This is a genomic window from Nesterenkonia suensis (assembly GCF_054782935.1).
Map to the genome: position 1 here is coordinate 341,872 of NZ_BAAGRN010000001.1, position 12,742 is coordinate 354,613.

General features: G+C 63.8%; 7 protein-coding genes and 3 pseudogenes. 7 read left to right on the forward strand and 3 right to left on the reverse strand.

The features are described 5' to 3' along the window. Window positions 1–122: 122 nt before the first annotated feature. On the forward strand, window positions 123–1,211 hold the full coding sequence (locus ACYVKI_RS01455; protein WP_460689375.1) for a lactonase family protein: 1,089 nt from the start codon (window positions 123–125) through the stop codon (window positions 1,209–1,211). A gap of 96 nt (window positions 1,212–1,307) precedes the next feature. After that, window positions 1,308–2,690, forward strand: a complete 1,383-nt coding sequence (locus tag ACYVKI_RS01460; RefSeq protein ID WP_460688572.1) for an MmgE/PrpD family protein — start codon at window positions 1,308–1,310, stop codon at window positions 2,688–2,690. Window positions 2,691–3,249: 559 nt separating this feature from the next. Here the strand turns inward: ACYVKI_RS01460 and ACYVKI_RS01465 are convergent. The 3 pseudogenes from ACYVKI_RS01465 to ACYVKI_RS01475 form a co-directional block, all read right to left on the reverse strand. Then, a pseudogene (locus tag ACYVKI_RS01465) lies at window positions 3,250–3,594 on the reverse strand (integrase core domain-containing protein); the annotation flags it as partial. 5 nt (window positions 3,595–3,599) lie between these two features. Continuing rightward, window positions 3,600–4,910, reverse strand: a pseudogene (locus ACYVKI_RS01470) (ISL3 family transposase). Window positions 4,911–5,030: 120 nt separating this feature from the next. Continuing rightward, window positions 5,031–5,789: pseudogene (locus tag ACYVKI_RS01475) on the reverse strand (helix-turn-helix domain-containing protein); the annotation flags it as partial. Between the two features lie 1,347 nt (window positions 5,790–7,136). Here ACYVKI_RS01475 and ACYVKI_RS01480 point away from each other — a divergent pair. Genes ACYVKI_RS01480 through ACYVKI_RS01500 form a run of 5 tightly spaced genes read left to right on the forward strand, consistent with a single transcriptional unit; the run spans window position 7,137 to window position 12,725 of the window. Then, window positions 7,137–7,952 (forward strand): enoyl-CoA hydratase/isomerase family protein, encoded by an 816-nt coding sequence (locus tag ACYVKI_RS01480; protein ID WP_460688573.1) that lies wholly within the window; start codon window positions 7,137–7,139, stop codon window positions 7,950–7,952. Further along, window positions 7,949–9,337, forward strand: coding sequence for an MmgE/PrpD family protein (locus ACYVKI_RS01485; protein ID WP_460688574.1), 1,389 nt, complete (start codon window positions 7,949–7,951; stop codon window positions 9,335–9,337). Before ACYVKI_RS01480 ends, ACYVKI_RS01485 begins: the two co-directional genes overlap by 4 nt. After that, entirely contained in the window at window positions 9,334–10,287 is a 954-nt protein-coding gene (locus tag ACYVKI_RS01490; RefSeq protein WP_460688575.1) for a CoA transferase, read from the forward strand. The genes ACYVKI_RS01485 and ACYVKI_RS01490 overlap by 4 nt, the downstream gene beginning before the upstream one ends. Further along, entirely contained in the window at window positions 10,284–11,537 is a 1,254-nt protein-coding gene (locus ACYVKI_RS01495; RefSeq protein ID WP_460688576.1) for a CaiB/BaiF CoA transferase family protein, read from the forward strand. Before ACYVKI_RS01490 ends, ACYVKI_RS01495 begins: the two co-directional genes overlap by 4 nt. A 30-nt stretch (window positions 11,538–11,567) precedes the next feature. Then, window positions 11,568–12,725 (forward strand): thiolase family protein, encoded by a 1,158-nt coding sequence (locus tag ACYVKI_RS01500; RefSeq protein ID WP_460688577.1) that lies wholly within the window; start codon window positions 11,568–11,570, stop codon window positions 12,723–12,725. Window positions 12,726–12,742: the final 17 nt, after the last annotated feature.

Here is a 12,742-nt window from a genome sequence, read left to right on the forward strand (position 1 = left end):
TCGACCGCCGGGTTCCGGCCTGACGGCCACGCCCTGCCCTCAACCCTGCCCATACGAAGATCCGCCCATTGGTGGCCTTGGATTCTTGCCATGCCCTATCAGACGAGGAGCAGATTGTCATGATGAGTCGAGATTCGGAGAGTCAATATCTATGTGTTGGGAGCAGGAATACAATCAATCGCGACGCACATGGTAAAGGAATCTCTGTGTTCGTCCGCAATGATCGTGGGAGCTGGGCTCTGGTGCACGAGATGAGGGATCTCGTCAATCCTTCGTATCTTGTGGTCAGCGAGGCGCAGAATATCCTCTACACGGTTCACGGGGATTCACAGGAAGTCTCAGCACTCGAGATCTCCTCCGACGGGTCGTTGGCCGTCATGAATACGGTGTCATCGAACGGATTGAATCCTGTTCATTTGGCCCTTTCGCCAGATGAGAGATATCTATGTGTTGTCAACTATGCTTCGGGTAATGTCGCTTCAATCGCCATCGCGCAGGACGGGTCTTTGGGAGATGTGGTCTGCGTGCGGGAGCTTCGTGGATCCCCCGGTCCCCATCGGGCGGAGCAGCCGTCCTCCAGGCCGCATCAGGTGGTATTCGATGCCTCCGGCGCGTTCGTGCTCGTCCCTGATAAGGGGTTGGATCGCACGTGGGTATTCAGGTTCGACAAGATCACCGGGCAGCTCCTCCCGAATTCGTTCGCGTGGTCAGGGGCGCGGTCAGGTGCGGGCCCCAGGCACTTGGTGGAGCACGATGAGCTCGGCGTGATCTACATCGTCAACGAGCTGGACTGCACCATTTCCGTGTGTGACTGGGACAGCACTGGAGGCCGGCTGGAGGCGCGGCAGATTGTGACGCTGCTTCCGGATGACTATACGGGGAACGGCTCGGCGGCCGGCGTCGTACTGGATGTCGAGCGCCAACGTGTCTACGCGTCCATTCGTCACATGAATGGTGTATGCGCCTATGAAATTATACCTTCATCTGGCCTATTGGCCAACCCTTCTTGGGTAGATTCATGTGGAGTTCAGCCCCGATTCATATCCTTGGACAATTTTACTGGCGAACTGCTTGTTGCCAACGAACTGAGCGGGGAAGTCAGGGCTGTTTCGCTGGCTTCATCTGGCACGCACCCGGCATTCGATCCCTCGGGTGGTGTGGTTCGTGCGCATGTATCGAATCCCGTATGTATCGAAGAGCTGTCCCGTTAGGGATCCGGCGGAGCCGGGCGCACTCAGAGATCATGGGTGGGTGGGGGGCAGGTCCTGGCAGAGCGCGGCGAAGAGTTTTATATCAATGGAGATATTATGGATGAAGTTCTTGAGAGTATCGTGGAGTTTTCGGTCGATCATCGTGTTGAAGACATGCCTGATGATGTGGTCAACCGCGCGCGCGAGATCTGGATCGACAGTTTGGCATGCGCCGCCGGTGGCAGGAAGGCGCGCGGTGCTGCTGTGGCAGAACGATACGCGGTCGGTGCGCCTGAGCGAGATCAAGGGTTCCTGATTGGTCACTCCGAACTGGTCTGCGCCGAGGCTGCTGCCTTCGGAAACACGTCAATGATTCGTGACCTTGATATGAATGATGGACTTGCGGGCGGGCACCCTAGTGACATGATCGGCGCGTTGATGTCGGTGGGGGCCGAGCGAAGCGTGTCGGTCGGTGATCTGTTGGCCTCCATCGCCGTCGCCTATGAGGTCTATGCTCGTATCAGCGATTATGTGTATGGCGAAGGGTTCTTTCCTGAGAACCGACGAGTTCAGCCGTTGTCGGTCGACCAGGGACTGTATGTGTGCGTCGGCGCGACAGCCGGCCTGTGCCGGCTCCTTGGGCTGACGCGTGGCCAGGCAGCCCATGCGTTGTCATTGTCGGTCTCCGCCGGTTTCCCGCTGCGAACCAGCCGTGCTGGAGAGCTCTCTGACCTGAAGGGGATGGCGACGGCGATCAGCAGCCGCAACGCCATGTTCTTCTGTCATCTGGCGAGGGAGGGAATCACTGCGCCGGGGCGACCATTCGAGGGTCGGCACGGTCTTGTCGAGCTGCTGACAGGATCGGAGGGGCCGATGGAGTTGGAACCTCTCGGCGGAGAGTGGGCGATTCGTCGGACTGCACTGAAGTACTTCCAGACCACATCCAACTGTCAGGTGGCGGTGTGGGCTGCATTGCGGCTGCGGGATCAGGTGAATGTCGAGCAGGTGTCGTCGATCGAGGTGTTCGCCCCTCGGTTCCTGGCTCACGAATCGGGCAGTGAGGGCAGCAAGTGGAACCCGGCGACTCGTGAGACGGCTGATCACAGCCTGCCATATGTCTTTTGCAAAGCTCTGCGCGATGGTGTTCTCACGTTTGATGAGTTCGATGCTGACGGCCGAGCGGACGAGGCGGTTGTGGAACTGGCCAGTCGCCTGAGCGTGGAAGTAGATCATGACATCGATGCGTCCTGGCCTGAGACGTTTGCCGTTCGGGTGCGCATCACCGAAGAGGATGGGTCAGTGCGTGAGCACTATGAGCAGGACCCTCGCGGTGTGCCTCAGAATCCCCTGACTCGCTCGGACCTTCGTGACAAGTTCGTCGCGCTGGTTGGTGATTCGCTGGTGGACAACTCGGGATCGAGCCTGTTTGACAGTCTGTGGGGAGCGAGCCAGGGCGTCGCAGTGTCTGATCTGATGGCTGGATTCACGTTCCGTCCTTGATATCCAGGTGGTGTCTCCGGTGGGAGGGTCGCCGACGTCGGGGAGGGACGGTAGGCGCTGACGCCGCTTGTCACCCGTGGAGGTGCGGGGCGCTGCCGACCGCGGGGGATGGACGGAGTGCGGTGGCCAGCAGATTGCCAGTGATGCGACGTCAAAGCCCTGGCATACCTGCCGGAGGAGCAGCCCCGCCGTGCAGCCGCCCCGAGTCTGCAGGTGGGAGGGCGACGCGCGAGTGGGCCCCGGGGCTCGTTCTGCCAGGGCCGCGCGGGCACGGGGCGGTGGGGACACTGACGTCAACGATCGCCGGCGGGGCATCCCTCGTCAGTGCGAGTGCCGCCTGGGTCCGCTCCTGCAGATCGTCCGGTCCGCGTTGTCGGAGCCCAGCTGAAGGAGGCTGAAGGTAGCGATCGAGACTCCGTGCAGCTCGAGAGCACGAGCGTGGTCGAGGTTGAGAAGCACCGCTGTTGCCGTAGCGGCCGTGCCGACCTCCACGTGGCTGTGGTCATCGATGTGACCCCGTCAGTGGTGCCCGAGGTGCTTCTCGGCTGCTGGACGGGGCCTAGATGTAGGAGGGCATGACGTTGTTGATAGTCGCCGGGGCAAGCGCAGCCGGGGGCTGATCGCCGCAGGAAGTATGCGGCCGATGATAGTTGTAATGGTTGACCCAGACCTGCAGCGCCTGTCGGCGAGCCTGTTCGGAGTCGTAGGCCCGGGTGTAGAGGACTTCGTCGACCATCAGCCGGTTGTAGCCTTCTACTTTGCCGTTGTGCTTCGGCGTGTAAGGCCTGATCCGTTGATGTCGATGACCCAGCCCGGTCACCGACTGATGGAACACCGCGGAGCGGTAGTTGTTGCCGTTGTCAGTGATGACCCGATCGATGCTGATGCCGTGGGCGGCGTAAAAGGGGCTCATCGCAGATGAAGGTGTAGCAAGGGTCTGAAGCCTCCAGTGTCCAGCAGCGCTCGGGTGATGTAGTTGCCCAGGTTTCGGAACCCCAGGGCAGTTCCGCGCAGGTGCTCGAGGCGTCCGTTGATGGCCTCGGTGGGGCCGTTGGATGTGCCGGGCCGGTCGAAGTAGGCCAGGACGTCAGCAGCCCTCTTGTTCAGGGTCCGGCCCAGCTTCTTCAGCTCTGCCAGCTTGGCGGGGACGCCGCGGCGCAGCGAAGCAATCACCTCTTGAAGCAGGTACTTGCCGTCCTTCTTCGATGGGTGCCGGTAGGCGGCGACGATCTTCTGATACACACTCTAGGTGGCCTCGACCTCGACATGCTCATCAACGGCGAAGACCTTCCGGAGCTTGCGGTCTTGGGGTTCGGTAAGCAGATCAGCCCCGGTGCGCAGGGTCTTCCGCGCCCCATAGAGGGGGTCCCCTGAACGGCCGCGGTGCCCGGTGGTCTCACGCTGGACCCGTTGCCGGGCCTGATCCAAGGCATCCCCCGCCAAAGCGACCACGTGGAAGGGGTCCATCACCGCCACAGCCTCGGGCAGTTCCTCGGTGGTAACGGTCTTGAACCCGGCGAACCCATCCATGGCCACCACCTCGATCCCCTCCCGGAAGTCCTGTGTCTGGGCATCGAGCCAGGTCTTGAACACCGCCTTAGATCGGCCCGGGACCATGTCCAGCAGCCTCGCCGGGCCAGTTCCCTCGCGCACGGGGGTGAGGTCGATGACCACGGTGACGTAGTGGGAGCCGGGGCCGGAGTGGCGCCAGCAGTGCTCATCGACCCCGATGACCTTCACACCCTCGAACCGGTGAGGATCCTCAATCAGCAGGTCCCGGCCGGCGGCCAACACGGCGTCGTTGACGGTATGCCAGGAAGCCGCCAAGGCTGCGGCGATCCTGGCGATGCTCATCCTGTCGATGACCACTGATTTCAGGGCCCACAGCACCGCATGCCGACTCAGTTTCGCCCGGGGTGCGGCCGCGGCAGAAGTGTCCTGCCGCCACACCCGCTGGCAGTCCGGGCACCGGTAGCGACGGACCCGCACCCACAGGGTGGTGGGCCACCAGCCCAGGGGAAGGTGGGCAAGTTTCCGGACCACCGTGCCGCGGGGGATGCCCTCAGCGCCACAGTTGCGGCACCATGGATCGTCCTGGGCGAGACGGCATTCCAGGATTGCTCGGTCGCGGCGGATCTGCTGACCAGTGACCCTCAGGCCGAGGTCATCGAGCAGGCAGAAGCTATTGAGGTCAGGGGTCGTGAAAGTAGGCTGGGGCATCGTCGAGGTCTTCTGGATGGATTAGGTGTAGGAACCTCCATCATCGGAAGGCCTCGACTTCTATCCATCCACCGCCACGCCGACTCCGCTACTCGTCCCAGCTTCTATCGCCCCTGCTTCTACACCCTCAAACGCGAAGAGCCGTAAAGCCCTGGCCCGGTGGAAGAATCCCGCGGTGGTCGTCTGCCGCTCGTCGGCCAGCGCCTCGGTGTAGGCCAGGCGGGTGTACCCATAGACGGCCGAGTGCAGATACGTATAGCCGACTCTGGCCCCGGTGCCGCGCTTGGAGGCCTTGGCCTTGCTGCTGCCCCGGCCGTGGACCTTGTGTCCGCCTCCGTCGGGGATGGTGCCGACCTTCTTCACATCCAGATGCACCATGGCCCCAGGATGCTCGGCCTCGATCACCGACGGTGTGGTGCGCAGATTCTCCCCGTTCGGGGTGAGGTCCCGGAGCCGGGAGATCCCCAGCCGCGCCAGCCACCGGCCCACGGCGCGCAGGCTGATCCGCACCGGCGGGTGGATCTCGCCGGTGGCCAGCCCATGCTGCTCGGGCAGCGGGTCGATCCCGCCGGTGATCAGGTGCAGATGGATCCGACGAGCCGACCACTTCAGTTCCCGGCGCAGCGCCTCGATGCGCTCGACCACCGATTCCCGGGTCGCAGCCGGCGAGTGGCGCGGAGTGCTGGGGTGATCGACGAGTCCGGCTTCACCGTGGTCGCGGTAGCGAGTGACCCATTTGCTCACCGTGTCCCAGCTGACGCGGAACTCGGCGGCGACATGAGCGATGGGCAGCCCGTCGTTGATGTGGCGCTCGACCATCTTCAGTCGGCCGGTCGGAGTCAGTGTGGAGTTCGGGTGCACCGCGGTAGCGTGGGACATGAACGGGCTCTCCTTCTGCAGCAGACGGTTCTTTGGCGATTACCATCCTGCGGGCGGGAGCCCGTTCGTTCTCTCATCGCCCCGCCGGCTCCGACAACCTCATGCCCCACAACACCTAGAGCCGTTCGAGGCAGGCCGGCAAGGTCTGCGTCGACGCATGGGCTGCGTCCATGGAGCTCTGGTGCATTGGACAGGGTGCCCTTAGATGCTGCCGGAGGCAGTCCACAGTGGGCTGGGCATGCGAGTGCCGGTGAAGTCGCGCCGATGGCCTCCGCTGTGCGGCCCGGAGTACGCTCCGTTCGATCGCTGAGCTGTCTCACCGCGCGTCAGGAGTGACAGTCTCAGGGGGATCTCGGCCTTGGCGCCGGGGACGAGGCTGCCGTGCCCTGGCGGATGTGCCAGACGCTCGTCGCTGCCTGCTGGTGGTCCGCCACGTCTGACGGCGACCTGGCGGTGCGGGGCGCAGCTGCCGGCTTGGGGTCGGGCGAGCCTGACTGCACTGGTGCGAGGGAGACGGCGGAGTCCGATCTGAGCCCCCTGGGTCGCCACGTTCCTGGCCCATGTCCACCGGCCTTGGGCCTCCTGCTTTCCGACTCTGGCGATCTCTGGAGAAGGGGACGGCCGCGCGGCACGGGAGGATTCTCCCGGCGTCTTGGATTCTTGGGAACTGCTTCATTCGGGTCTTGCTGGATGCCGACGAATTCGCTGATCGGTCGCCGTGTGGGCGAGGCAGGTCCTGCAGAGGGAATCGCCGCTGCGTCACCGCGGACATGGTCGTGATCGTGGGGTCTTTTCGCGCCCGGAGCTGCCCCATGAGTCGATGACCCCGAACTCATGATCGCTCCGCGACCCAACGGGCTGTTGGCCCCATAGGCCTGCGATCAGATGGTGCCGCCTGACGGGCCCCTGAGCGGGACACATCGCCGAAGCGGGTGTCGGATTCGTGACGGGACCGTGCGGGTGGGGCCCGCCGTGTGCAGCGGGATGCGCATCGCTGCCGGCCCTGGCCTGGAATCGCAGGAAGATCAGTGGCGAACCTCGCCGTTGACCTCTCGTTTGTATGACGATATGGTTGACACACAAAATAGATCGACGGATGGCGTCGGACGTCCGGTCGCCCAGGCGGCGGCGGGGCACCTGCGCGGTGCTCGTCGGCGAATGTCGTGTGAACTGACTTGTACTAGCCCGTTCTCGCAGCGTGGCTGCGGTCCAGGGGGCGCAAATGCCCTGTTGAAGACAGGCATTCAGCCAGCAATGAGAAGGGGATGAGCAAGGGGTGGCATCTTCTCGCCGAATGCAAGGGAAGGCATGAGAGTGAACGTCCACGATGATTCTGAGGCGCTTGTGTTGACTGAGCGCATCGACAGCGCAAGCGCGCTGATCACCCTCAATCGGGCGCACAAGCGCAATGCGATGAATTCAGCAGCACGTGTATCGCTCGTGAGGGCGCTGGATGCCACACGAGATTGCAAGGTCGTTGTCCTCACGGGTTCGGGGTCGGCCTTCTGCGCGGGGATCGACCTGAAGGAAGCCGCACAGGGCAGTCCTGAGACTGCCGCGGAACCGCGTGAAGACTACGACTGGCTCGATGTCCAGATGGAGATCCGTCGCCATCCGGCCGTGTTCATCGCAGCGGTGAACGGGAGTGCGATGGGGGGCGGGATGACTCTGGTGAATGCAGCGGATCTCGCGGTGTGTGCCGAGGGCGCCGTCTTCGCGATGCCCGAGATCAGCTTCGGGCTCTATCCCTCGATGGCGGGCCCTTCGACACAGCTGAAGCTCGGCTCGAAGCGCGCGTCGTGGATGGTGCTCACGGGCGACAGAATCGATGGACGAACGGCTGAAGCATGGGGCCTCGTCAATCGGGCGGTTCCAGCGGATCGGCTGATGGACGAAGCGCTCGGCATCGCGAAGCGGCTGGCTGAGTACGATGCGGTCGGTCTCCGATACGCCAAAGAGGCGCTGTGGACCATTCCCGGATCCGTGGGGGAATGGTCGGAAGCCCTGCGGTACGGCCAGGACGTCGGCGATCGCATCCGTGAGGAGTCTGACGCGCTGTCGAGAGGCCTCTCTGATTTCGCCGCCGGACGGCGATCCAGCGCTCAGGGCGACGGAGCACCTGCAGCCAGCTCAGTATCACCGGAGCGGAGGCCTGGATCATGACGGGTGTCGGGGCGACGCAGGCCCTTGCCGAGTTCATCTGCCGCATGACGTTCTCGGATCTGTCGGCCGGAGCTGTACGCGCGGCTCGGACGGCGATCATGGATGGAGTGGCCAGCATGTGCGCAGGTGGTCGCGAACCCGTGGCCCAGCCCGCGCGTGAAGTCTTCCTCTCCCAAGGCGGTGTGGAGGAGGCTTCCGTCGCCGGTCTGGGCCAGCGCCTGCCCGCCTCCAACGCGGCATACGTCAATGCTGTGCAACTGCACTGCCTCGACTTCGAAGTGCAGGGATTCCCCCCTGCTCATGGAACCTCATCCATACTCCCCGCGGCCTTGGCGATCGCGGAGCGTGATGGTCTGTCCGGGGCGGACCTTGTCACAGCGTTCGCCGTGGGGTGGGAGATCCAGCAGCGGGTGCGCGCGGCCGGAGACGGCTCGGACATGAGGAGCTTTCACCCTCCCGGAGTCGTCGGGCCTCTGGGGGCGGCTGCCGCGGCGTCGCACCTGGTCGGGTTCACCCCGGAGCAGACTGCCATGGCCCTGGGTCACGCTGCCTCCAATTGCGGCGGCCTGTTCGCGAACAACGGGACGGGGACGAAGGCCACGCATCCCGGACGTGCCGCTCGGGTCGGTGTCGAATCCGCCCTGCTGGTCGGGGCCGGCCTGACCGCGAATCCACACATCCTCGAGGACCGAGCAGGATTCCTGGCCGCCTTCTTCGCCTCAGAGTTCGATGGTGAGGCCCTCACCGGGAGCCTCGGAGAGGCGTTCCGCATCGAGGAGCCCGGATACCTGATCAAGCCGTATCCCGCAGAAGTTTTCATGCAGTTCACGATGCAGGCCCTCGTGGAGCTTCGCGACAGGGAAGGACTGCGGGCCGAGGACATCGCCCGTGTGCAGATCGTGCCGGCCCTGTATCACCCCGAACTCATTCGGCCTGAGCCGGCCAGCGGACTTGAGGGCAAATTCAGCTACGAGTTCTGCGCAGCGGTGGCGCTCACAGAGGAACGAGTCACCATCCAGTCCTTCTCAGACGCAGTGCGCTTGTCGCCTGCGGTTCAGGAACTGCTGCCGCGGGTCGAGGTTCACAGCGGACCGAGGAGACCGCCCGAGCTGGGTGCGGCGCAGTCGACGGTGACTGTGGTGGCCAGGGACGGACGCCAGCTGAGACACACCTGCCGCACGTTCCCGGGAATGCCTCAGCGCCCGCTCTCCGATGACGAGCACCTGACCAAGGTGATGGACTGCCTGGCCCACGCCGGACTCGATGAATCGGCCTGCCTCAGCACGGTCGCCGCTTGGGGGGATCTGGATGCTGTCGAGAATGTGCAAGAGCTCATGCGAGGGCCCCTGGCTGAGGGCCCCCCGAAGGAACGAGGTGAGGGATGAACGTGGCGAAACCGCTCGAGGACCTTGTGGTGCAGGAGACGGGCGAGGACGTAGCTCTCGCGTTCTGCGGAAAGTACTTGGCCAGCTTGGGGGCACGGGTGCATATCGACGACGGGCCGCGATTTCCCGAGGAACGAGAGGCACTGAGCCGTTATCTCGACGTCGACAAGACCGTCGGCCCGCCGTCATCAGACGCCGACGTCGTACTCACCTCGTGGATCGACGAGGAGGTGCGCCGCCCGCGAACCATTCGTGTGGTGGTCACGGATAACGGCCCGATCGGACCCCACGCGCAGTGGGTGGGTGGAGAGCTGCTGGCCCAAGCCTCTTCGGGCCTGATGTGGCTGGTGGGCGCCCCGGAGCGTCCACCGCTGCAGATCGGCGGCCATCAGATGGACTATGCCACGGGATACACGGCCTTCACCGGACTGATGATCGCCCTCACAGCACGTGACCGGCACCCGACCCAGGAGGGGCAGGATGTCCATGTCAGTCGGCTGGAGACGGGCGCGTACATCGAATGGAAGGGTAAGGCCTTCGTACAGGGCGGGCACCATCTGGGCCGAGGCGAGGAGGTCGGGCCTGTCGTTGTGCGGGCGAGCGATGGGTATTTCGGCCTTTACTACAGACAGTCCGACTGGGACAACCTTGTCGAAGTCTTTGACTCGTCACTTCTGCGAGCGGATCGATTCAGCACCGCTGAAGGACGCGCTGTGCATCGCCGCGAACTTGAGCAGATCCTCTCCGATCTCGCCTCGGCCCGAAGCAGCGCAGCTCTGTACAAGAACCTTCAGGCGGCCGGGGTGCCTGCCGGTCCGGTCTATGCGCCGGACACGCTTCAGGAGTCACCCCAGTTGACGCATCGTCGACTCTTTCAGCCCGTCGGCTCCGGGTATGCACCCGGAATGCCGCTGCTGATGAACAACCACCGACCGGGGGAGGCGGCATGACTGAGCCAGGCAGTGCTTTGGAGGGGATCCGAGTGCTCGACCTCGGGATCGTGACCGCGGGAGCCGCCTCGTCGCAGGTTCTCGCTGACTTCGGCGCGGAGGTGATCAAGGTGGAATCTACCACGTATCACGATCCTTTCCGAGACTGGGGACGGATCTCCGGCATGCAGTCAGCGGCCGAGTCGGACAGCGCACCGTTCAACTTCGTCAACCGCGGCAAGCGCGGTGTCGCCATCAACCTGAAGGACTCCACAGGCCGAGCAGTCTTCCTCAAGCTCGTCGCGGTCAGTGACGTGATCGTCGAGAACTTTCGACGGGGAGTTCTGGATCGTCTGGGATTGAGCATCGACGAACTGAAAAAGGCGAACCCCCGGATCGTTGTAGTGTCGCTCAGCTCGCAGGGGGAGCTGGGCCCCGAATCGTCCTACGTCTCGTTCGGCTCCACGTTGGAGGCCTTGGGCGGTCTGACGGCCGTCACCGGCTATGGCGAAGCGGAACCGCCAGTGTGGACGGGCAACAACGTCAACTATCCGGATCAGATCGTCTCGATACTTGCTCCGGGCATCGCCCTTGCGGCGATCCGCGCGCGGGATCGAAGTGGTGAGGCGATCCATGTCGACCTTGCCCAGCGCGAGGTCGTGGCGAGCGTGGTGGGTGAGGCCGTCCTGGATCATACCCTGACCGGTCGGAAGGCTGTGCCCCAGGGGAACCGCCACGAGAGATTCGCTCCCCAGGGAGTCTACGCGGCGGCCGGTGACGATCGGTGGATCGCCATCTCCGTCCAGTCTGATCTGCAGTGGACGCAGTTCTGCGAATTCTTCGACGACGAGGCGCTGTCGGACCCGGAGCACTGTACGGCTGACGGGCGGAGGCGTCACCATGATCGTCTCGATGAGCGCATTGAGCGCATCACGAGCGGATGGGATTCTGAGGACCTGGCTGCGCGGCTGCAAGCTTGCGGGGTGCCGGCATCGCCCGTCCTGCGGCCCGCAGAGGTGATTGAGCATCCACAGCTCTCCGCCCTGGGATTCCCCCGAGTCAACGCTGACACGGGCATCGTCGATCGAGGGTTCGTCGCCTCGCTCTCTGCCACGCCCGGGCGGACTGACCGCCGGGCTCCTCGAATCGGGGAGCACACGGTGGAGGTGCTGCGGGACGTCCTGCACTACGACAGCTCTGAGGTGCAGGAACTGTACGCGGCCGGCGCCGTGTGGTTCGAGCAGCGAACCGCAGATTCCAGTACTCGCTGACAGAGCCCATGAACCCGAAAAGGAAGAATCATGTCACAGGATAGAGAGCCGGTAGTCGTCGGCGTCGGAATGACCGATTTCGCCGATCTGTATCGGAACCCTGACCCCTGGAGGACTGAGTATCAGATGGGCGTGGACGCCCTCAAGTCCGCGCTGGATGATTCCGGTCTGAACAAACAGGAGATAGACGGGCTTCTGCTATGTCGCATACCGAGCTACGAACTGTTCGGAACGATGACTGGGTTGGCGAGTCCACGGGTGGTCAACACGTATGAGGGGACCGGAAGGATGGCCGGGGTCGCGCTCCAGGACGCCTGTGCCCTGATCCGTGCGGGCGCAGCCGACACCATCGCTCTTGTGTATGGGAACAACGGTCGGACCGCGGGCGCCACCTATGGAGGTGCAGATGCCGGGGGTTCTTACGACGCGATGGGCAACGCTGCCCTCTACGACCTGGCGTACGGCATGACGTCGCCGGGCGCATATGTGGGCATGATGTACCGCAACTACGCCGCCACCTACGGTGTCGAAGAGGGGGCGCTGGCGCCCATCGCCCTGAACAGTCGCCGAAACGCACAGATGAATCCTGTGGCGGTGATGACGAAGCCGCTCTCACACGACGAGTATCTCGCATCTCGATACATCACCGACCCTCTCCGGCTCTATGACTACTGCATGATCAATGACGGAGGAGTGGCGATCATCGTCACCACGGCCGAACGGGCGAAGGACCTTCGGAAGCCTCCCGTCGCAGTCCGCGCCTCGGCCTCCCAAGGCGATCTCACGGCTCACTACACGAAGACCGACTACTTCGAGGCCGCGTCGAAGGAGGTGGCCCAGAGGGTGAGGCAGGAGTCCGGCCTGGGGCCAGCAGACGTCGACGCGGTGCAGATCTACGATAACTTCACGCCGATGGTTCTGTTCAGCCTCGAGCATTTCGGTTTCGCCGACCGAGGGGAGGGCTGGCAGTTCATCCGAGATGGCCGGATTGCCATTGAAGGGGCCCTTCCTGTCAACACGTCCGGAGGGCATACCTCCGAAGGCTATATGCAGGGCTGGGCTCTCGAAGTGGAGGCCGTGCGGCAAGCCCGGGGCGAGGCGGGAGACCGGCAGGTGGCCGACGCTCGTACGGTGCAATACATATGCGTTTCCCCAGTGGTGTCGTCCCATATTTTCCAGCGGGCATGAACGAGAGGGAGCTGTCA